Annotated in this window: 19 protein-coding genes; 5 read left to right on the top strand and 14 right to left on the bottom strand. The window is 41.8% G+C overall.

Annotation, left to right across the window (positions count from 1 at the left end; translation table 11 throughout):
• Positions 1-37: 37 nt before the first annotated feature.
• Together DBX26_RS22585 and DBX26_RS22580 are read right to left on the bottom strand one after the other, a co-directional pair.
• On the bottom strand, positions 38-1,423 hold the full coding sequence (locus DBX26_RS22585; protein WP_118120958.1) for a DEAD/DEAH box helicase: 1,386 nt from the start codon (positions 1,421-1,423) through the stop codon (positions 38-40).
• Complete coding sequence (locus DBX26_RS22580) at positions 1,417-1,959, bottom strand: hypothetical protein (RefSeq protein ID WP_118120957.1); 543 nt, start codon at positions 1,957-1,959, stop codon at positions 1,417-1,419. Before DBX26_RS22580 ends, DBX26_RS22585 begins: the two co-directional genes overlap by 7 nt.
• Positions 1,960-2,060: 101 nt before the next feature.
• Between DBX26_RS22580 and DBX26_RS22575 the strand changes: the two genes are divergently transcribed.
• The gene (locus DBX26_RS22575) at positions 2,061-2,378 is read left to right on the top strand and encodes a helix-turn-helix domain-containing protein (RefSeq protein WP_118120956.1); all 318 of its coding nucleotides are present in this window, start codon (positions 2,061-2,063) and stop codon (positions 2,376-2,378) included.
• On the opposite strand, the gene DBX26_RS22570 is transcribed toward DBX26_RS22575, so the two are convergent.
• The 4 genes from DBX26_RS22570 to DBX26_RS22555 form a co-directional block, all read right to left on the bottom strand.
• A complete protein-coding gene (locus DBX26_RS22570) occupies positions 2,367-3,425 on the bottom strand; it encodes an ATP-binding protein (protein ID WP_118120955.1) in 1,059 nt (352 codons plus the stop codon). The genes DBX26_RS22575 and DBX26_RS22570 overlap by 12 nt on opposite strands.
• A 1-nt stretch (position 3,426) precedes the next feature.
• On the bottom strand, positions 3,427-5,319 hold the full coding sequence (locus tag DBX26_RS22565) for a Mu transposase C-terminal domain-containing protein (protein WP_118120954.1): 1,893 nt from the start codon (positions 5,317-5,319) through the stop codon (positions 3,427-3,429).
• Entirely contained in the window at positions 5,306-5,929 is a 624-nt protein-coding gene (locus tag DBX26_RS22560) for a TnsA endonuclease N-terminal domain-containing protein (RefSeq protein WP_118120953.1), read from the bottom strand. Before DBX26_RS22560 ends, DBX26_RS22565 begins: the two co-directional genes overlap by 14 nt.
• Positions 5,930-6,008: 79 nt before the next feature.
• Positions 6,009-6,797 (bottom strand): helix-turn-helix domain-containing protein, encoded by a 789-nt coding sequence (locus DBX26_RS22555; RefSeq protein WP_014234841.1) that lies wholly within the window; start codon positions 6,795-6,797, stop codon positions 6,009-6,011.
• A 98-nt stretch (positions 6,798-6,895) separates the two neighbouring features.
• On the opposite strand from DBX26_RS22555, the gene DBX26_RS22550 reads away from it, so the two are divergent.
• From DBX26_RS22550 to DBX26_RS22540, 3 genes are all read left to right on the top strand, one after another.
• Positions 6,896-7,804, top strand: coding sequence for a DMT family transporter (locus tag DBX26_RS22550; protein ID WP_020335388.1), 909 nt, complete (start codon positions 6,896-6,898; stop codon positions 7,802-7,804).
• Positions 7,805-8,237: 433 nt separating this feature from the next.
• Positions 8,238-9,725 (top strand): diguanylate cyclase, encoded by a 1,488-nt coding sequence (locus DBX26_RS22545; protein ID WP_118121252.1) that lies wholly within the window; start codon positions 8,238-8,240, stop codon positions 9,723-9,725.
• Between the two features lie 139 nt (positions 9,726-9,864).
• Entirely contained in the window at positions 9,865-10,287 is a 423-nt protein-coding gene (locus DBX26_RS22540; RefSeq protein WP_014234844.1) for an Hsp20/alpha crystallin family protein, read from the top strand.
• A gap of 76 nt (positions 10,288-10,363) precedes the next feature.
• Here the strand turns inward: DBX26_RS22540 and DBX26_RS22535 are convergent, their stop codons facing one another.
• Together DBX26_RS22535 and DBX26_RS22530 are read right to left on the bottom strand one after the other, a co-directional pair.
• Positions 10,364-11,167: an alpha/beta hydrolase gene (locus tag DBX26_RS22535; protein WP_014234845.1), complete on the bottom strand. Its 804-nt coding sequence runs from the start codon at positions 11,165-11,167 to the stop codon at positions 10,364-10,366.
• A gap of 30 nt (positions 11,168-11,197) precedes the next feature.
• Entirely contained in the window at positions 11,198-12,700 is a 1,503-nt protein-coding gene (locus DBX26_RS22530; protein ID WP_118120952.1) for an NAD(P)/FAD-dependent oxidoreductase, read from the bottom strand.
• A 184-nt stretch (positions 12,701-12,884) separates the two neighbouring features.
• Here DBX26_RS22530 and DBX26_RS22525 point away from each other — a divergent pair, with 184 nt between their 5' ends.
• Positions 12,885-13,916, top strand: a complete 1,032-nt coding sequence (locus DBX26_RS22525; protein ID WP_118120951.1) for an AraC family transcriptional regulator — start codon at positions 12,885-12,887, stop codon at positions 13,914-13,916.
• Positions 13,917-13,992: 76 nt separating this feature from the next.
• Here the strand turns inward: DBX26_RS22525 and DBX26_RS22520 are convergent, their stop codons facing one another.
• From DBX26_RS22520 to DBX26_RS22495, 6 genes are all read right to left on the bottom strand, one after another.
• Complete coding sequence (locus DBX26_RS22520; protein ID WP_118120950.1) at positions 13,993-15,129, bottom strand: hypothetical protein; 1,137 nt, start codon at positions 15,127-15,129, stop codon at positions 13,993-13,995.
• Positions 15,130-15,746: 617 nt separating this feature from the next.
• Positions 15,747-16,940 carry an amino acid aminotransferase gene (locus DBX26_RS22515; protein WP_118120949.1) on the bottom strand — a complete coding sequence of 398 codons (1,194 nt, stop codon included), beginning with the start codon at positions 16,938-16,940 and terminating at the stop codon, positions 15,747-15,749.
• Positions 16,941-16,954: 14 nt separating this feature from the next.
• Complete coding sequence (locus DBX26_RS22510) at positions 16,955-17,557, bottom strand: YitT family protein (protein WP_014234850.1); 603 nt, start codon at positions 17,555-17,557, stop codon at positions 16,955-16,957.
• A 226-nt stretch (positions 17,558-17,783) separates the two neighbouring features.
• Entirely contained in the window at positions 17,784-18,248 is a 465-nt protein-coding gene (locus DBX26_RS22505; RefSeq protein WP_118120948.1) for an Lrp/AsnC family transcriptional regulator, read from the bottom strand.
• Between the two features lie 158 nt (positions 18,249-18,406).
• Positions 18,407-18,985, bottom strand: a complete 579-nt coding sequence (locus tag DBX26_RS22500) for a hypothetical protein (RefSeq protein ID WP_118120947.1) — start codon at positions 18,983-18,985, stop codon at positions 18,407-18,409.
• An 11-nt stretch (positions 18,986-18,996) separates the two neighbouring features.
• Positions 18,997-20,313: a transglycosylase SLT domain-containing protein gene (locus DBX26_RS22495; protein ID WP_254063565.1), complete on the bottom strand. Its 1,317-nt coding sequence runs from the start codon at positions 20,311-20,313 to the stop codon at positions 18,997-18,999.
• Between the last annotated feature and the right edge of the window lie 3 nt (positions 20,314-20,316).

Raw genomic sequence — 20,316 nt, 5'->3', positions numbered from 1 at the left:
GAGGTGTATAAATCAAGGTGAATAATATTTTTCTTGATTACATAAAGGTAGCAAGAACTCTTTGTTTAAAATCACCTAAATGCAGTTCATCGTAACCCACGACTGGAAGGATGGCCGTATTAGAAAAAGGGCCAATCCGGGACCAATTGATACTGGATATAGCCGCCTTAGGCTCCACGGCCTTATCGACTAAACGCTCTGTAGAAATAGCGTTCATTTCTTGTTTACTATATTCCTCACTGCACTTGTTAAGTTTGATTAACTGGCATGACTCCGGAATGTCTTGTTCAATCCTTTCAGCAAACCCAATTAAGCTCTCCTCGGCAAAGGTATAAAGCCAGGCTTCTTGGTTCGGCGAGTCATTGATTCTAAGTATTCGTCCTAATACCTGCCTAAAATAGAGCTCTGTTTTAACCGCACTCATATGACAACATACTTGTAATCTAGGGATATCGGTTCCTTCACTTATCATCCCCACACTGACTATCCACTGTGTATCTGAATGCCGAAATGATTCAATTTCCTGTAGCGGGTTGTTAAGGTGATAAGTAACAACGCAGGCTGATTGATTGAAGCGTTCAATAAGTCTCTGCTGAATATCTTTCGCATGTCTAACAGAAGCAGCAACAACTAACCCACCTGCATTTGGTGATTCTTTTCTTACCTGTGCTAACTTTTGGCAACCACTCTCCAGAATATAGTTCATGGCATCTTCATTGTGAATGACACTCTGGTAAGAAACATCTGATTGTTTCAAGCAATCCAAAATGGAGGTAAAGTGCTGATTTGTATTCCCCTTAGAAATACTCAGATGATCATTGTCTATTAATACAATTTGAGGACGACGACATACCCTGTCCTCAACAGCCTGTTTTAATCCATATTGATAATCACAAATAACCATTCCATCTGGGTCAGAATACTCAGCCATTACAATGGGTGACCGGTCTGATCGCCAGGGTGTTCCAGATAACGCCAGTGTATATTGTGCAAGCCCTTGGAGTTTCCTAATAATTTCTATCCCCCACGAATTGGAACGACCGTCTTCATCAAACGAACAATGATGAATTTCGTCAAATACTGCTAGCACTCGATACTTTCTGACCGTTTTCCAAAAGCTTTCATCCAAGAATCGGATGGATTGGTACGTATAAGATCCCCCCAAAGAGCCCAATCCTCCGTTGAAAGAACATTCTAACTTCCAAGAAAATGTATTTCTCATTCCTTCAGCAACTGAGAGGGATGGCGAAAAACAAAGGACCAAGTCAATCATGTCATTTTCAAATAAGCGCTTTGCAACCTCTGCGGCCATTACTGTTTTGCCAGATCCAGGAGTCGCTTGACAGAAGAAATGGGAATGGCTGGCTGATGTAAACTTTTTCAGAACTTGAGTTACACACTCGCTTTGCCAAACCCTTAGCATTTTTGTGCCTTATCTTTTGCTATATGAACATAATTATTCAACGCATTGATTTTACCCAATAGTTTCGCTGAATGTTCTTTTGCAGCATTATAGAGTGGTTGCAGATCTTTCTTGTTACTTGGAAACCGAGACAACAACGATTGATATTCTTCAATCTCGCCCAAAGTAATCGCTAACTCTCCTTCATACAGCTTCCTCTCTTGCACCAAGGTATTTAGAACAGATTCCTTTAGATTAGCGTTTGAATCCACTATCCCATTTTTATCACTGAGGGTTCGTGGTTCTACTGCTAACGTTTTAAATTCCGCAGTTAGGTGGTAACGTTTATCTCGGCGCAGTCCATCTGCTAATAGCCATCCTTTGCCCTCAAACGATAGGAGTTGCCTATAAACATACTTTCGAGCATCCTCTTTGCTTGGAAACGATACACCGCTTTCAAGTAACGCATCCCTCGCTTCTGTTACAGAGAAATCATCCATTCCTCTTTCAATCAATAAGTTAAACATGTGTGGGTTAATTTTGGTGACTCTGTTCATGTGGCTATAACAATCAATAAAAACTTAGGATTGCTAAGTATACAAAAATCAGTAAAACTTAGACAATCTAAGTTATCGATAGGTTTGTTAGAAATGAGCAAGTGCAAAACCACAACCCAATCCCAGAGAGGCTCAAAGCTGCGCGTAAAAAAGCCAAAATCACCCAAAAAGATCTAGGGGTGAGAATAGGCATGGAAGAAAGTTCGGCAAGTGGTCGAATGAACCACTATGAAAAAGGTCGTCATGTTCCCGATATAGGAACGTTAACCCGTATGGCTGAAGAATTGGATGTACCGTTGAATTATTTCTTTTGTAAGGATGAAGTAACGGCAGAATTGGCTTGTCTGATTGATAAGTTGAGTGAGGAAGATAAACAAAAATTAGTACAAGAATTAGAAGATAAACGCTCAAGCCTTTAGTGGATGCTTCGTTAGTAGCATACTTAGAGGCAAAGCATTAGTAAACTGCCTCCCCACTAACCTATCTTCTGTATACTTGGCGTCTTTACGATACTTAGTTTCAACCTCTAGCTCATAAAGTTCTAAATCCTCCAGGTTTTGTAAAAAGGGATTATGTTTAGCATCAGGGAATTTATTGCCGAACGTCGCTGCTAAACGAGATTTATCAATCGTTAGTGATGATTCCGTAAGCGCATCTAACAATACATCATCAAGAAAATGTTTTAGTACTCTACACTCACCCCGGCAGACAGCAAACAATGGCAGTAAAATGTCATCAGAAGTTAGATTAGGTCGGCTATCAAATCCCATTCTTGAAGCAAGTCCGGCGACAAATTTAGCGAAGTGCATTTTGCCCTTACCATCAGGGACTAATTGACCGTTCTTAAGCTTTTTAAATAAGTGAAAATAATCTAAATGCCTTTGCAAGCTTAGTCTAGAGTTCCATTGAGATTCTTCCGTTAGCAATGCTGAATATGGCATTCCAACTAAAACAAATGCCACTTGTGCCCCTTCACTTATCATCTTGAATGTGTTTACTATTCTTTGTCGCTCTTCTTCATCTTTAAATTCAATCAATTCTTGAATTTCATTAACAATGATCAGCCTTACATTTTTACGACGGAGCTGTTTTATTAAATGAGTAGTTAACGAACCTTCACGAGACTTATGTTTCATTCGGTTAGAGGTAATACTTTCTAAATCCAGTAACAAACGCTCCAAAACATTCTGCTCTTTAACTTTCGCTGGGATACGAGTGTTTAATACTGGCATATCTGACCAAAGACCTTTTGACTCAGGAAAGCGATTTACATAATTATGAATCAATGCACTTTTACCAGAACCAGTATCACCTGTAAGTAATAACGATTCCTGTTCACCTCCTAAGGAACCATTTAGAATCATCCGGTCAAATGTCTTATATATTTCAGTAACCTCTTGATATTCAATAAAGCACTCTCGAAAATCAATTAGTTGATTACGTTGTGTAGCAGACAGTTCATACATTTTAGTACCCGTCGATATCGCTCAGATCAATCCCATGATAATGATCTTTGTCTTCTTTAGTTGATGGTTCGGCAGTATTTGTACCAGAGTCAGTCAACAATGAACCATAACCCTCTTTTCCAACATTTTGGTATTGGGCAAGTTTCTTGAGATTAGTTGTCTTAGGTAACGATGAATTAGATGGCTTCTGATTAGCCATTCGTTCACCTTCTTCAACAATTTTCCTATGTATGAAAAGATATGTTTCAGCGAGTAATTCTTCATTTTTGTTCAGCTTCGTATTCAGCCGATTCACTGCGCATACTCTTTGATGCTGATATAATGATACCCCCCTCAAATGTTCCGATTCTCCCACGACAGGGACCTTCAAATAAACTTTATCTTCGTCAAGATAAACGTAGATGTGACTGATATCGTCAGGGTCTGTTTTTATCTTAAGTCTTGCTCCTACTTTGTACGCTTTTGCTGATCTCTTTTTATACTCCACAAGAGCTTCGGATTGATATCTAAGACGATGTAGTCGAATCCCATCTTTCCCTAGCGTTCTATAATTTATGATGCCTAATTCAATTTTCAATTGTTCGGCTTCGATACCGTCATAAAAATTTGGGCGATAACTTGACTCGCACCACCGGCGATAAGGGATTCGTCTTAGCTGTGAATCTGGATTGTGATTAAAATAATCAATAACCCATTTATAGAGCAGCTCAAGAAACACCGATACACGAACCACCGCATCTTTTTTGGGATTGTAATCTTTTAACTGGGTTATATTACTGAACGTTTTCCCAGGCATTTGACTAAACAATAGCTTATAAAATGTATCAAACGCCTTTTCAACATGTGGTTTTTCCCAAGGTCTCCCTGCTTTAGCGTAGTGTATATCAGAAACGAGCGGTTTTAACGCTTGTTCCAAACTATCCGACCAAAACTCTGCTGCATTATCAACAACTAAATAGGTAATTTTTCCGAAACAAGGCCACTCACTTTTAACACTGGGATAGCGTTCATTTATCCAAGTTTTTTGTAAAACAGCATTTAAAAACGCAGTACGTACAGAATCATAGCTAGGGTCTCGAAAACTAACATATAGCCCGACAATGCAACCACTGAAGCGATCATACAATATGGTTAAGTATGGTCGTCCCAAGGGAAGATAAAGTTTGTCATCAACCAAAATAACTGGTGTTGGGGTATGGTCTATTTCAACATATTCCATCGGATACCTAGCAGGTTCAACCTGACCAACTAGGCGGAATTCACGATCTGCATACCTTTTTCCATACCTTGCTACTGTAACGTCGTAAGGAGGAAGTTCATTGATCCTATTATAAAAAGTTCTTTGACTTATTCTCTTTATCTTACCTTCAATGATATTTCGATTTTCTTCGATCACTCGACTCTTATAGTAATTATACGCATCAGCCACCGATTCACGTTTATTAGTTAAGTATTTTACTTGAATAGCTTCACGTATCAATTTTTCAGAATCAGAATTTCTCGAACGATTACCTTTCTTGGCATGTTGTGGGGCAAGAGCTAAAAGTGTTTTATCTGATTTATAATATTTTGATTTCCAATCGGCTAGTACCCTCCAACTAGGTACATGTTTTCCAGTTTCAGCTTTATACTTATTTAATAAAGGATTTAGATTTTTTTCAGTCCACCCACCTCTTAGACGCTGCTCTATAAACTTTATTAGATTAAGTCGCTCTAAAGTCTCTTGCTGTATTCTTTTGGGCAAATTATCAAAAGTTGATTCAAAACTATTATCAATTTTGTTGAATATTTCATCATAACCACTATCAGAAATTTTAAGGTTTTCTTCTATAAATTCATCAAAATACCCTAAAAAATCCTCATCAATACTATTCTCGTGTTCAACCCCAGACATAGTTGTCCAACCCGAATTCCGAACCCTTCAAATCAGTCTGTATCTTTCCGCTTGATAGCCAGCACAAAGAACTAATAATAGTCTCTTGTTCTGATAATCCAAGGACTTCTGACATATCTCTCAACTGAACATTTTTATTGCGTTGAATATATTTTAAAACAAATTTTTCCACTTCAGTTACCGTGTGAAACCCTGAATAACGATGTAATAATTTTAAATTATTAAGAATTGGATTAATTCGAATTTGCTTGTCAGTGACAAGTCTCAAACCCAAACCATAACATTCAATCGCAGTTTTTTTCTTTTCGGCGAATCTAGCTCGAAAATCAGGATTATTTATTTTTGAAGAATGCTTAACTTCTATTAATGAAGATTGACCATTTAGCCCTTTAACTAAAAAATCAGAAGTATAACGACAGCGTCGACCATTGAATAAGTAATACAAACTGTCAGGCTGGGATATGAATGATTTTACATTAGGATTGTATTCAAGGTGAAAACAGAAATCGAATTCGAGAACCGACATTGTTCTTACAACAGCGTCATTCTTCAAACTCATAAATTTTCGAATGTTATGCACATAGGAAGCTTTTTGGGTCTGATCATACATAACAGAGTCACTTTTGTTGTAAACCTACAACAAAAAATAGGCTATGCTAACTTATTATGCACATATCAAGCCACACCAGTTATAACAAACGATTCTTATATTGCTCCGGTGTCATGCCGGAGTATTTCTTAAACATTGCAATAAAAGGGCTCGCCTGATTGTAACCTAGGGTCAATGCGACTTCTTTTACCGTTTGTCCCTTGCGTAGCAGCTCCATAGAATGCAGGTAGCGGACACGTAATCGCCATTCTGTAAAACTCATCCCTAGTTCACTCTGGCAATGACGCGCTAGCGTTCTCTCGGTGGTGTGCACCTTTACGGCCCACTCTGCCAAACTGATTTCATCCGTGGGAGATTCTTCTACCGCTTTAAGGATAGGTTCCAGATACTTGTTATCGGTAGTCGGTAAGAAATGGTGCTCCACTTCTTGTTTTGCCAGTTGATCGAGAAGTACCTGCACTAGACGTTTGTCTTCATCACTATGCGCGACATTGATATCTCGTTGGCGAAAATCCTCAATAATCGCAGCTATGACTGGCGTGACCTTAATCAAACTGGTTTTGGTCGGGAAATGTGCCGTCAATTCAGGAGAAATATTTAGCGAGCAATACTCGATCGGCTTTCTGTTATAACTAGTATGACGAATTCCCGCAGGCACCCAGATAGCCAAATGAGGTGGTGCTAAAAAGCGTGTGTCTTCTGCATCAATTTCCAAGATGCCACCACTGATCAACTGTACCTGCCCCCAGGGATGGCTGTGAATTCGAGTCTCTGTATTCGACAAAAACGCTTCGAAATTCATAAATACGTCGGATGGTGCCCTATCAATTGATAATGAAGGGTGGAGGTTTCGCGAACTCTTTTTCAAAATTGTCTTCCTATCGCTCACTATGTCTTTTAGGAGATACTTTTCATTATAAAGACCTGCCAGACTATCGTCATCAATTATTGTGCGATAGGATTTTTATGGTTTATTTACTTCCGTTTTTTACCGTCATGATTTGGGGTGGGAATGCTATCGTCAACAAAATGGCAGCCAGTGCGATTGAACCGAGTGCAATGAGTTTCTACCGCTGGTTTATCGCATTGCTGATACTGACACCGTTTTGTCTGCCAGCTGTGATTAAGCAGCGTCACGTTATTCGCCCTTATCTCAGTAAATTGGCTTGTCTCGCTCTGCTCGGTATGGTTTTAAACCAATCACTGGGTTATTACGCTGGTTTAACGACCACAGCTTCTAACATGGCACTGATTACGTCATTGGTTCCGCTTATTAGCGTCTTTCTGAGTGTGCCTCTGTTAGGTAAGTCGATTTCTAAATTGAGTATCGTTGGCGGCTTAATTTCGTTGTTAGGGTTAGCCTTTATGCTTGGCCACGGAGACATCACCTATTTCTTCCATCAGGACATGACTCAAGGTGACAGTTTAATGTTACTTGCCGCCTTCGTTTACGCTACTTACTGCGTCCTACTTAAACGCTGGAAGATGCCATTTAACAGCCTGACTTTGGTTTACATGCAAGGATTTTTCTCAGTGATCATGCTGGCACCATTGTGGTTGACCAGTGATCATCTTCTCCCTAGCCAAGAAGCGCTCCCGATGATTGCTTACGCAGGCATTGCAGCCTCAATTTTCGCTCCGCTAATGTGGGTGAAAGCGATAGATTTAATCGGTGCTGACTCCAGTGCCATGTTCATGAATCTAATGCCTGTGGTTGCAGTGGCGTTAGCATCGACATTACTAGGCGAAGAAGTTCATCTCTACCATATTGTTGGCGGCTTATTTGTTATTTCCGGTGTTATTCTCTCGCAGATCAAAGTGCGCCGTAAAAGCAGCAAACACACCCAAGAGTTGTCTTCAGCGACCATTTCATAAACGAATTAGATTGTAGAGAAGTTCGTGCTGAACTGAGGGAGTAGCATTTAACCTTCGACGCGTAATAACAGAAGCGCCTAAAAGGGCTTTTTGATTCATCCTATCGCTAACATTGCAGCACAAACTTGAATGAATTGGACCATTATACACAGACTAATAAGAACGAGATTAGATAGCGCTCAACCACGGCTCTGGTGGGCGCTATGTTTGGGCACAAAAAGATGTGCTTTTCGGAAAACATAAACCTGATCGCAATCTAACAATATACTAAAAAACCTATTAAATTTACTAACATCTTTGTACTATGCCCCTACTGTCATAATCTATTTTTTAAAGTTTTAGAGGCTAGCGTTTGTCGCCACGAAATACGCCTAAATTTTCTCGGTTAACACCCCATAAATTAACCACCCGCTATGCTGCACTTGGCCTCTTTTTGGTCTCCTTATTCATTTTGCTCTTCGACAGCTATCACGAGCAGAAATCAACTATCCTTAACAACTATTCCACAACGTTTGAATCCAAAGTTCAGTCGAGTATTGGTGTATATCGCAAGTTTTCTCACTATGTCTTTAAACAAATCGAGAGAGATAAGGAAATCGTCCCTTTATTCGCGGCTGCAGCTTATTCTGGCGAAGAAGTTCGGGACAAAAACAGACAGAGGATCTACCAGTTGTTGAAAAAAGACTACGCCTTGTTAAAGGAGTACAATTTCAGGCAACTGCATTTTCACTTCAAAAATGGCGACAGTTCCTTAAGAGTTCATAAACCAGAAAAGTTTGGCGATAATCTATTCTCCATAAGAGAATCCGTCAGATTAGCGAATGTCGAAGAACGCTTTGTCGAAGGCTTCGAAGAAGGCCGGATATTTAATGGTTACCGATTCGTGTACCCAGTTGTCGATCACGATAAACAAGTTGGTACATTAGAAGTGTCTCTTTCCATGGGTAGCATCGTCGACTTACTGTTTGAATTGTACCCCGATGATGATTTCCATTTTATCATCAACAAATCGACCGTAGAGTCTAAGCTCTTCGACGACATGGCATACAATTATCTAAACAGCTTTTTATCCGATAACTACTATTTTGATAAAGCCGTATTCGAACAACATTTACCGAAAATAAAATACAGAGACTTGTTAGACAACGCGGACACGCTTAAAAAGTCTTTAAGCTCACTAACCCTAGACGAACATAGCTTCTCCCACGATATTACTATCGGTGACAATACATACATACTGAGCTTTTTATCCATTAAAAATATCAAGGGTGAACATGTTGCGTACTTAATCTCCAGTACGCAAGACGCGAGGCTGAAAGAGCTTTGCAATAACTATCTGATATACCTATTACTTATCTTGTTGGTTTCTGCCGTGACCGCTTGGAGCATATTCGCTAGCCACAGACATAATCAAAGGCTCACTACTGCTTCGAATACCGACTTTCTTGCTCAAGTATTCAACCGCAACAAGTTCACCGAGCACTTACAATATGAATTTGTACAGGGTAAAAACCTCACCTCTACTTTTAGCATCATCCTGTTTGATGTTGACCATTTCAAATCCATTAATGATCAGTTTGGGCATAATGTCGGTGATGTCTACCTCAAAGAATTGAGTGAGCTTGTATCAAATCGAATAAGGCATAGTGATATTTTGGCAAGATGGGGAGGCGAAGAGTTCATTATTCTACTGCCCAACACATCGGAAGATAACGGGGTGAAAGTGGCTGAGTCGATACGAAAAGAAACAGAGTCATTCCTATTCAGTCCGGGTCAACCACTTACAATCAGTCTGGGTGTGGCCGAATTACATCCAAGTGATAAGAACATAGATAGCATTGTAGACAGAGCAGATGAAGCGCTTTATACATCTAAAAGGCAAGGGCGAAATCAAACGACAAAATGGTCTGAGATTAAGTAGTAGGACGTTTTTTTGAGAGCTAAAAACCTCCCGCTGAATATTTGATATTTATCAAACAGAGCAATAATTTTTCCTGAAAATTCGCACACCCGAATTACACTTATAGTGATGTTAGGAAAGAGTGAATTAGGAGGTACTTATGAGCTTGGTTCCTCGTGATAGCTGGGCAGATTTCTCCCGGTTCATTGACAATTCATTTCCTGCATTGAGGACACGATTCGAAGAAGGGTCTTTTTCACCACGAGTTGATATCGTCGAGAAAGACCAAGCTTTCGAAGTCACTGCCGATTTGCCGGGAGTGAAAAAAGAAGATATCAAACTTAGCTGCCAGCAAGGTGTGTTATCCATCGAAGCCAGTATCGAAACTAAAAAAGAGACAGAAAAAGAAGGTAAAGTAGTCCACAGTGAACGCTACAGTGGCAAAATGTCTCGAAGTTTTACGCTCGGTAACAACATTAATGTCGAAGAAATTAGCGCTGATTTTTCCGACGGTGTTTTGACTGTCGTGGTACCTAAACTAGCCGGACACAGCGAAGAAGAACACAAGATTCCAATTCGCTAGCTAAGAGTAAACAAAATGCCCTCCTATAACAGGAGGGCATTTTTCAAACATGCAGTTCAATGTACAAACGCTGTATTTACGCGGCGATATGTATTTGTTCATCAAGCCAGTCAAAGATCACCGATGTAACGTGGGGTAAATTGCTTCCCCCTATTGTCCAGTGACATACCTCTGGTAATTCGACCAGAGTAGCCTGTTGCCCATACTTTTTCGCGATCTCGCGTTGCACCTTGATAGGCGTAATACGATCTGCGGTTCCGCCCAGTACCAGTATTGGGCACGTCACCTGCTTTGCATCAACCCGTGAAAAACCACTTTTGAAAAAGCCACCAACGCCAATCTGAAACGTTGCCATGCCCGACTCAAAGGTCATATTGTCTAGGATTTGCTCTTGAACAGAGTCACTTTGAGAGTTAGCAATGCCATAGCGGACATTACTCTCGCCAACTTCCGTGACTTTACGCCAAAGTGGAAATACCAATAAGTTGAGCCCAAATGTACGAATAACCGAGCAACTCCAACCATTAATGCCACCAGGAGAGGCAGATGAGAGCAGCACTAATTTACTGACTGGCACCCTAACCGCCACTAATTGTGCTAACAATCCTCCCATTGAATGCCCAACCAAAATAGGGGCAAGATCGTGCGACTTAACTCTGGCAACGATGAAATCCACGTAGTCTTGTAATGTAGTCGTAGCAAGTCGGCTTTTATCCGCTTGACTGTATTCGAGCTTGTTCTTGTGCTCAGGAAGACAAAGAGAATCCACCTCATAACCTTGCGCTTCAAAAGCCTGCTGTACTTCTGATAAGGTTTCTCCCGTACTCCACATTCCGGGAATAAGTACCACCGGCGGCTTAGTGCTATCAGGTATTTTCATATTCAAGTCCTTCACTTAAGGTAAGTCGTCTTATGCTGTCGCTTCAACTTCCTGAACCATTGCTTTATCTTGATTTACAGCAGGAGAAAACTGTAAAACGCCATCTTCGATAGGATCCTCAGTCAACGCTTTTTTGTCTTTTCCATAGTGCATAGTGACAACCCAAGGCCCTTCTTTTCCTTGTCTCGGCATTCTTTCTTTGGCCCGCTCCATATAACCCGGCGCAAAGCCATCTAGCATGCTGACACCCGTGTTGGCATTATCGTTGTCCACAGGTCGAACAGCGGCAAAACCATGTTGTTCCATATGACTAAACAAGTGACACAAATAACGTCCGCCGATATCCGCTTTTAACGTCCATGGCGCATTAGTATAGCCAAATATCCAACCATAATTTGGCACCCCTTCAATCATGATCCCTTTATATATCATGCGATTCGGAACGTTGATTGGCTCGCCATTGAGCAAAAACTCCATGCCCCCCATTAACTGGATATCCAAACCTGTTGCGGTCACAATCACATCAGCCTCTAGGTACTGTCCAGATCTCAGCTTAATGCCTTTTTCCGTAAAGTGTTCGATATAATCAGTGACGATATTCGCCTTACCTGAACGCAAGGTTTTGAAAAAATCACCGTCTGGCGCTGCACACAAGCGCTGCTCCCATGGGTTGTAATTCGGCGTGAAGTGACTCATATCAAATTCGGGACCAACTTGCTTACGAACATGCGATAGCAACACTTTACGCATTCTTTCTGGCCATTTTCTACACGCCAGATACATACCTCGTTGCATGAGAATGTTGCGTTTTCTGATCAGATTGAATACCCACTTTTTCGGTAAAAAACGATTAAGGAAAACAGAAATTTTATCCGTATTCGGAACCGCCATAATGTAGCTTGGCGAGCGCTGGAGCATAGTCACACCCGCAGCTTTTTCCGCCATACTTGGCAAAAGTGTTATGGCTGTTGCACCACTACCAATGACGACCACTTTCTTGTTCGAATAATCAAAATCCTCTGGCCAAAACTGAGGATGAACAATATCGCCCTTAAACGACTCCTCTCCTTCGAAATGTGGTCGATGCCCTTTATCAAAATTGTAGTAGCCAGCGCAGTTGATCAAAAACGAGCAAGTAAATGTTCTTTCCTCACCTGACGACTCGTGCGTAGCGGTCACAGTCCATCGCTGTTTAGCGTCAGACCAGTCTGCACAAGTGATTGCCAAACCGTATTGCACCTTGTCGTCAAAGCCAAACTCTTCAGCCGTTTCCGCAACATACTCCCGGATGCTTGTTCCTTCTGCCAGAACTTTATCGGAATACCAAGGTTTAAAGTCAAACCCGAAACTCGCCATATCTGAATCAGAACGAATTCCTGGGTAGCGAAATAAATCCCAGGTACCTCCCATTCGTTCCCTTCTTTCTAAAATCGCCAATGTTTTATCAGGGTGCTCAGAGGCTAGGTGGCAAGCGGTTCCAATCCCTGAAAGTCCGGCTCCGATGATGATAGTGTCGTAGTGCGCAGCGGTCATAACGTTTTCCTTTTGTCGTTATTATTGACTAAACATTGCTCAATATTTCAGAAAGTAAGGCAAACAATATTGATGAATGACGACTATTTTTTGATAAAACACGACAATGTTACTAAAATGTTAATTCCATATTTTTAACTGAACTGTATCAGCGATAGAATGGAAAAATAGAGACAAGGGAGTCATGGTGCATATTCTAATTAGAGCGACAAACCTTCGCGGATACGACAATCTCACGCAATCTTTGGGTGGAGATCCTCTCTATCTGCTGTCGAAATATCACATCCCTAGTGCAGACAAACGAGATGAGGATTCCTTCCTCATCTTTCGTAATATGATTGCCTTGCTGGAAGACACGGTAACCACTCTCAATTGCCCGGACTTCGGCCTGAGACTCGCTGAATATCAGGGTATGGGCATTCTTGGCCCGATTTCGGTGATTGCACGCAGTTCGGCGACGGTTGGTGATGCACTGGAAAATATTTCCAATTATTTACACCTGCATTGTTCAGCATTAACGACAAAACACATCGTTCAAACAAAGGGACAAGCCAGAACAATAAAGTTGGAATACTGCGTGCAGGGTCGTGGCATTGACTACTCTGTACAGTGCTATGAGCTGGGATTGGCGAATGCGATGCAGGTGATTAAGTTATTATGCGGAAACGACTTTAAACCCATCTCTGCGCACTTTATGCACTCTCGGCTAGGAAATGAGGCGTCGTATCAAAACGTATTTGGCTGTCCGGTCGAGTTTAATCAGAACTGGTGCGGATTTATTCTCCCAGAGTCGGCGTTCGCGACTCCGCTATCCAGCGAAGATGAGCAAACCTGTAAACTGGCAAGACACTACCTGGAATCACAACCCATTCCCTTTGCCAGTTCCGTTTCTGATGATGTAAGAAGACTCATTAGAGGTCTGCTTCCCACAGGCCAATGTAGCAGTGAAAACATTGCTTCTCACCTTTCTATGCACAAGCGAACACTGCAACGAAAACTCGCCCAAGAGAGTACTACTTACGAGCAAATATTAGTGAGTGAGCGACAAGTTATCGTGACCAAGTATTTGAAAGATCCAAACCTAAAGTTAAGTCAGATCAGCGGTCTACTAGGCTACTCAGAACAAGCCACATTTAACCGCGCCTGTCGGGCTTGGTTTGGAGTCACTCCGCGAGCTTACCGAGCCCAGCTTCTAGAAGAGCTTGATTTTAAATAACTATCCGAACATAAAAGAAAAGTCATCCAACTCATGCGTTGGATGACTTGGTATTTGTTTTGGCTAAACTAAGTCTCTAATTAGTCTCAGCCTCTGCACTTGCAGTCGCACTGGCCGAAGCTTGAGAACAGTCTAAAGCAAGGCTACCACTTCCCACGACTTCCAATAAATCTTCGGTACCAGGTAGATTCTCATAATGAACCATCATATTCATGTTAACGGAAGAACCACCTAAAGCGCTTGCAGAAGAGGTAGCGGCAGCTTGCGCATACGAAATGATCTCTTGAGTGGCATCGGCTATTTGTTGCGCGACATCAGCCGCAGAGTCAAAAGCGGTCACAATGGGTAACGAACCTGCCCCTAAAACAGGTAAGTCCCATTCAAACGTAAGCTTGCCAGCGGCCTGCGCTTGAGCTGATGCTTCTGCCATGGCGTAAACGAATGATGTTGCCATCGCGTCAGCGTATACTTGCGCAAGAGCTGAAGTCTGAACATTGAATACAGTACCGCTTGCAACACCCAGTTGTGTTGTAAACTCTTCGATATTGGCTCCTTGTACGTAGAATGAAGATCCACTCGACGATATACCTCCGCCAGTTGCACTTGCAGAAGCAGAACTATCGCCATCCGCACTAGCTTCAGACTCTGCGACTGCTTCGCTCTCTGCTGAGCCTTCAACTCCGGCAACAGCTGATGCTGTCGCTTCGGTACCAATCTTAATGGTGATCTCTGTTACTACGAGGTCAATATCCTCATTAATACCTTGGAATACACTCATGTAAGCTTGTGCAATCATCGTAGCTGCGGCTTCCGCTTCTGCACTAGTATAAGCAGAAGCCTCTGAATCCCCTTCTGTGTCGGACTCAGCCACTTGGGCAAAAAGAGTACCACTTCCCATACTCGCGTTTAACTCGACCTGATGTACAGCGCCATTGTTTCCGTGCCTTGTTAAGTCTAGAGTCACGCCCCCAGAATAACTGATGTCGATATATGAAGAAGCCCCGGACATCGCGTAAGCTAAAGCATCAGCTGATACATCGCTATCTGAATCATTTGCCATGGCAGAGGCTGGATTTATGCATGTATCCGCTCCTAGAATACTCTCAGATACCGAAATCGTTGTACTACCATGCGTATTTTCTCCCGGCGGACCAGCCCATGCGCCAGTGCTCAACAGTGAACTTATTAAAACAAAAAGCATTGTCTTGTTCATAGCTGCTCTTCCTTGTTTGGTGGTGACTAAAATGGTTCGACATTGAACCATTTAATTTGTTAAGCATTTGTAAAAGTGTAGTGACCTATATGCATATGCATCAGATTAAATAGTAATAACAATATGAAACTTACCGTCTCGTAAACGGTTAAATGTAAACATACGATGTGCTAGGCAGGAGAAGCGCTTCAATTCTCATAAAACAAAGAACACGATAGGATGGCATGCAAAGGTTTCAAGCCAAAGTAGCCGTTAGAGCAGACGAGGGGGGCTAATTGGTCAGATTCACCTTTAGCTGCAAAAGGTTAGTGAGATATTCATTAAAGTATGTCCCGAATAGACAGCGATAAAACCGGACCTAAAAGAAATAGATTTTTAACGATATGAGAAGGGTTTTGAACTCTAAAATTTTAGACTTTTTAATCTAATAGTAATTATTCTTTTTGGCTATATAGATAATGATAAATTTATTAATACTAATTCATAAGCCCGAGATAACTATCTGAATTATTTTCAGGCAAGGGTATCAGGGGCTAATATGCACTTCGCTAACAGCATAAAAAAACACCCAAGCAACTTAAGAGCACTTGGGTGTATATTCTTAATCTAATGCCTTATTAAACAGCAGCAAATGCTTCAGCAACTCGTGCAACATTTTGTTCGTTCAGACCCGCTAGACACATACGGCCACTGTTGATCAGATAGATACCGTGCTCTTCACGAAGCTTTTCAACTGTCGCTTGCGAGAAACCCGTGTAGCTGAACATGCCTTTTTGTTTGATAAGAAAGCTGAAGTCTTTTTCAGGGCGTAACGCTTTTAGCTGTTCGTGCAAGGTTTCACGCATCGTCAGAATACGGCTACGCATGCCTTCTACTTCGCCAAACCACTGAGTTTTTAGTTCTTCCGTATTGAGCACGTTAGAAACCACAACCGCACCGTGCTTTGCCGGGCTTGAGTAATTACGGCGAACCGTCGCTTTTAACTGCCCAAGCACGCGGGATGCTTCTTCATCGTTACCACATACGACAGACAGGCCACCAACTCGCTCACCGTAAAGTGAGAAAGTTTTAGAAAATGAGTTACTTACAAAGCTCACTACGTCTTTTTCCAGAGAAATCTGACGAATAACGTAAGCGTCTTCAGCAATCCCTTCACCATATCCTTGATAAGCCATATCGAAAAATGGGATCAGCTTTTGTGCTTTAACCACTTCGATCACTTTGTCCCATTGTTGATTAGTAAGATCAACGCCCGTAGGGTTATGACAACAAGGATGAAGCAGAACAATACTCTCTGCAGGTAGCGCTTCTAACTGAGAAACCATGCCATCGAAATCGAGCATTTTCGTTTCTGGGTTAAAGTACGGGTAAGTACCTACTTCGAATCCAGCACCTGCAAAAATGGCATTGTGGTTTTCCCATGTAGGATTGCTCACCCACACTTTCGAATTTGGGAAATAGTGATTAAGGAAATCCGCACCGATCATCAGCGCACCAGAACCACCGAGTGATTGAATCGTCGCTACTCGCTTTTCTTCCAACGCAGGGTGACTTTCACCAAAAACAAGAGCTTGAACCGCTTCACGATATGGTGCTAAGCCTTCCATTGGCAAGTAAATACAAGGCTGACTTTCTTCTGCGGCTAGCTGCTGCTGCGAAGTTGCAACAGATGGTAGCGTTGGAATTTTTCCATTTTCATCGTAGTACAGGCCGATACTTAAATTCACTTTTTCAGAACGTTCATCCGCCATAAATTGTTCCATCAGAGACAATATTGGGTCTCCGGCATAGGCTGTTACATGATTAAGCACTGAAATTCTCCTTGTTAATTATTAACTTGATAGCGGTCTGCACGGTGATTTAAACCAATGATAAAGTTCAATATGACACCACAGAGTATTGATAGAGCCAGTTCGACATAACCGACAACGGATAGAGACACTAACATAATTGTCACATCTACGCCCATTAAGAACCAGCCTGCGCGTAAACCAATTTTGTCCTGAAGGTATAACGCTAGAATATTAAAGCCACCCAAGCTGGCTTTGTGACGAAATAAGATGATAAACCCAGTACCAAATAAAAACCCGCCAAAAATCGCCCCATATAGTGGGTGCACATTGCTGATTTCAACAAAGTTGGATTGTGTATTGGTGATAAATGAGACCAAACCGACTGCAGTAAAGGTTTTCAGGCAGAACAACCAACCCATACGACGGATAGCCAAATAGTAAAACGGTAGGTTTACCAAAAAGAAGATGGTGCCAAACTCTAATTGAAAGTTGTAGCTGAGGAACAGAGATAGCCCAGCAGTGCCGCCTGTCACCATTCCCACTTGTTTTAAAAACAACACGCCAAACGATACTAAGCTTGTTCCCATAAAAAGAGCGAACACGTCTTCAAACCACTTATGGCCTGTGTTCGTCATTGTCGCCTCTGACACTTTATTAATCCCTTAACTAACACTTACACCCCAGCAATCAACCTATTCCTTGATCACTGTCCTCGCACAACAACATGCGTAATTTGTGCATTATTAATAACACAACAAATATATCGTGCAAGTAAAAACACAAAAATGACGATTTCATGCATAGGTTGAAAATTAATTGCACCAAACCCGCAGGGGCGAGCTATTTTGGTGCAACCATTTATCAAGATTGGAGGGTAGTGCCGTACTCTTTTACACGCTCAAGCACGACGGAAGTCTTAATATGGGAAATGAGTTGAGTAGTGAAGATGCGGTTGATCAGATCGTTTAACGTGTTCAGGTCAGCGACCAAGCACTTTATAAGATAATCCGCATCTCCCGTGGTTTTAAAGACTTCAACAATGCACGCTTCATTATCGATAAAGTTCAAAAAGTTATGAGTTTTCTTAGCTTCGTGATTAAGCAGTTTCACCTCTATCATCGCTATCACTTCCTGCTTTAGCGCTTTTGGTGATAAGCGAGCATGATAGCCAAGTATGAGGCTATTGTTTTCTAATGTGATGCGACGGCGGGAACATTGCGAGGCTGACAACCCAACCAACTCACTAAGTTCTTGATTTGTCAGACGTCCATTATCTTGCAATAACTGCAGAATTTTTACGTCGTAGTCATCCAGGTCATTGGCCATGTAAAGCTTACTCCTTTTTAGCAGCTCGTGAGTGTAACAACTCCTCTCAATCTCGACTACTTATCGGTTCGTATTTGTGCAGGCTTATTTCTGGATAGAATCGACCAGAGGGTTCAAAGCGAGCCTCACGCTCGCTTTATTAATAGGTCACAAACAACTTACAGCGCTTCTGCCTGCTCTTCTAATTGTTTCGTAGTCTTTTGACTAACAAACTCTTTATAAAGAGACGCTTTATCGGTTGGATCGATAGATGACACTTTTAACGCACTATTAAACAGCTTTTCAGATTCAACTTCTGGCATGACAACCAATGCACAAACCTGCTTCGCACCGTCAATTTCAACCAGTGAGATCTCCTCTACTTCACTATGATGGATTGAAGTATTCGAGACCTGTTTCGCGATCTGTTCAAAAGTAGTGCCCGCAGATTGTCCGTCTACAGAGCTGCTGATCTTTTGATAGTTTTTCTCCAGCACACTCACTTTGATATCTAAGTTTTGTGCGAGTGTATTACGTGCTAAAGAAACCGCGTGATTACGATCGATAGAAAAATTACCTGATGACTCCACACAGTTTGACGCCGCAAAACCATTTGCCGAAGCCGGATTTAGAACCCAGCTAGGTACATTATTTGCTGTGTTCGTTTCAATTTTTGCTGTTTCTACTTGCGCACTTTGACTTGCACACCCCGATAAAACCAGAGCACCGATTGCCGCGGTAAGAATATGATGTTTCATCCCCATTCCTTTTAAATGACTGAGTTTGACTGCGCTTGATAAGTTTGCATTCTATCGTTCACCTTCTTAAGGTAATTGCGCGTCTCTTGGTAAGGTAAGTTTTTGATTAGTTGCTGATATACTTCATCAGAACTCATGCTATTAATCTTTTTTATTGCTCGGGATACGCGTCGCTCTCCAAACGCTTTAGCAACGTTGCCAGAACCTGTGTTGTAAGCTGCAATAATGCTGTACGTTGCACTTTTAGGGTCTTTGATCCCCTTCAAATATCGGCTTTGTAAAATCTTCAGATAAGCACTGCCCGTTTCAATATTGACCGCTGGATCATAGAGATCATTTTCACGCATTGGCTTGTCTTTACCACGATAAAGCTTGTTTACGTCATGCCCAGCTGTAGTTGGGACAATTTGCATCAACCCATACGCTGGTACGTGAGATTTCGCCTTTGGATTAAAGTGAGATTCTTCATGCATGATCGCAAGCACTAAAGCCGGTGCTAACTGACGTTTTTCCGCCTCTTCCTTTATTGCAGGTAAATATTTGTTTGCTCGGTCAGAGAGAGATGACTTCGGGATCTTCACTGTATAAGCCACCACTTTGCGCGGTGCCTTTTTCAGCTGTTGCTCCTGCTGAATAAGCGCTTGTTTCATCTTTACGATGCGTTTTTCTTTTTGCTTATTCATCTCATTTTTTTGTTCAGAAACAAGTTGCTCAGCCTTTTGTTCGCTTAGTACAGAAGCTTCTTGAGTGACGAACATGTCTAACTGACTCATTTGGCGCTCTGTCTGTTCTTCAATTTCTTGCTTCACTTGGTCGAATGTTTTTTCCTGAACTTTCACCTCTTCAACAATAACCGTTGTCGATTTTGCTTCAGCAGGCTGCGGTACACCAACCTCTCCCCATAGTTGGGCATTGTTCTTAATCACAGCATTAACAACGTCGGCGTCTTGAGTCTTCCCTGTTTTGGCTTCAGTTTCATCCTTTGGCAGGTAACTTACTGTGACTTCGCCTTTCTCCAAATCGACAACCGTCCGCGCATCGTGTTTATTGTCGTAAACGACAATAACTTCTGGTGAGGAGATTTTATTGTCACTCCATTTTTCAATGGATGCTTTTTGTTTGCTGTCCCAGTCTGCTAAATACGCTTGTTGCCACTGGTTGAATTCTTTGATGTGCGCTGCGTACCATTGCTCAAACTCGGCCGTGTCGTCAACAGTAAGCTGCTCTATCTCTTGGTCGAGTTCCGCGAACGGGTCGTTGGCGTGACTTGGCATCGTGACAGTTAGGTTCAATAGTATTGTCAGTGCGCAATATTTTAGTTTCATCATTCT

The organism is Vibrio sp. dhg (assembly GCF_003443775.1).
GTDB lineage: Bacteria > Pseudomonadota > Gammaproteobacteria > Enterobacterales > Vibrionaceae > Vibrio > Vibrio natriegens.
Note: the sequence above shows the minus strand (reverse complement) of the source record. Positions and strands in the feature narration are given on the sequence as shown.

Coding starts and splice junctions, on each gene's coding strand:
- DBX26_RS22560 (WP_118120953.1), bottom strand. CDS start 5,929: ATGTATGATCAGACCCAAAAAGCTTCCTATGTGCATAACATTCGAAAA.
- DBX26_RS22500 (WP_118120947.1), bottom strand. CDS start 18,985: ATGAAACATCATATTCTTACCGCGGCAATCGGTGCTCTGGTTTTATCG.
- DBX26_RS22495 (WP_254063565.1), bottom strand. CDS start 20,313: ATGATGAAACTAAAATATTGCGCACTGACAATACTATTGAACCTAACT.
- DBX26_RS22550 (WP_020335388.1), top strand. CDS start 6,896: ATGGTTTATTTACTTCCGTTTTTTACCGTCATGATTTGGGGTGGGAAT.
- DBX26_RS22570 (WP_118120955.1), bottom strand. CDS start 3,425: ATGTATGAACTGTCTGCTACACAACGTAATCAACTAATTGATTTTCGA.
- DBX26_RS22525 (WP_118120951.1), top strand. CDS start 12,885: ATGGTGCATATTCTAATTAGAGCGACAAACCTTCGCGGATACGACAAT.
- DBX26_RS22585 (WP_118120958.1), bottom strand. CDS start 1,423: ATGCTAAGGGTTTGGCAAAGCGAGTGTGTAACTCAAGTTCTGAAAAAG.
- DBX26_RS22580 (WP_118120957.1), bottom strand. CDS start 1,959: ATGAACAGAGTCACCAAAATTAACCCACACATGTTTAACTTATTGATT.
- DBX26_RS22565 (WP_118120954.1), bottom strand. CDS start 5,319: ATGTCTGGGGTTGAACACGAGAATAGTATTGATGAGGATTTTTTAGGG.
- DBX26_RS22510 (WP_014234850.1), bottom strand. CDS start 17,557: ATGACGAACACAGGCCATAAGTGGTTTGAAGACGTGTTCGCTCTTTTT.
- DBX26_RS22530 (WP_118120952.1), bottom strand. CDS start 12,700: ATGACCGCTGCGCACTACGACACTATCATCATCGGAGCCGGACTTTCA.
- DBX26_RS22535 (WP_014234845.1), bottom strand. CDS start 11,167: ATGAAAATACCTGATAGCACTAAGCCGCCGGTGGTACTTATTCCCGGA.
- DBX26_RS22520 (WP_118120950.1), bottom strand. CDS start 15,129: ATGAACAAGACAATGCTTTTTGTTTTAATAAGTTCACTGTTGAGCACT.
- DBX26_RS22540 (WP_014234844.1), top strand. CDS start 9,865: ATGAGCTTGGTTCCTCGTGATAGCTGGGCAGATTTCTCCCGGTTCATT.
- DBX26_RS22505 (WP_118120948.1), bottom strand. CDS start 18,248: ATGGCCAATGACCTGGATGACTACGACGTAAAAATTCTGCAGTTATTG.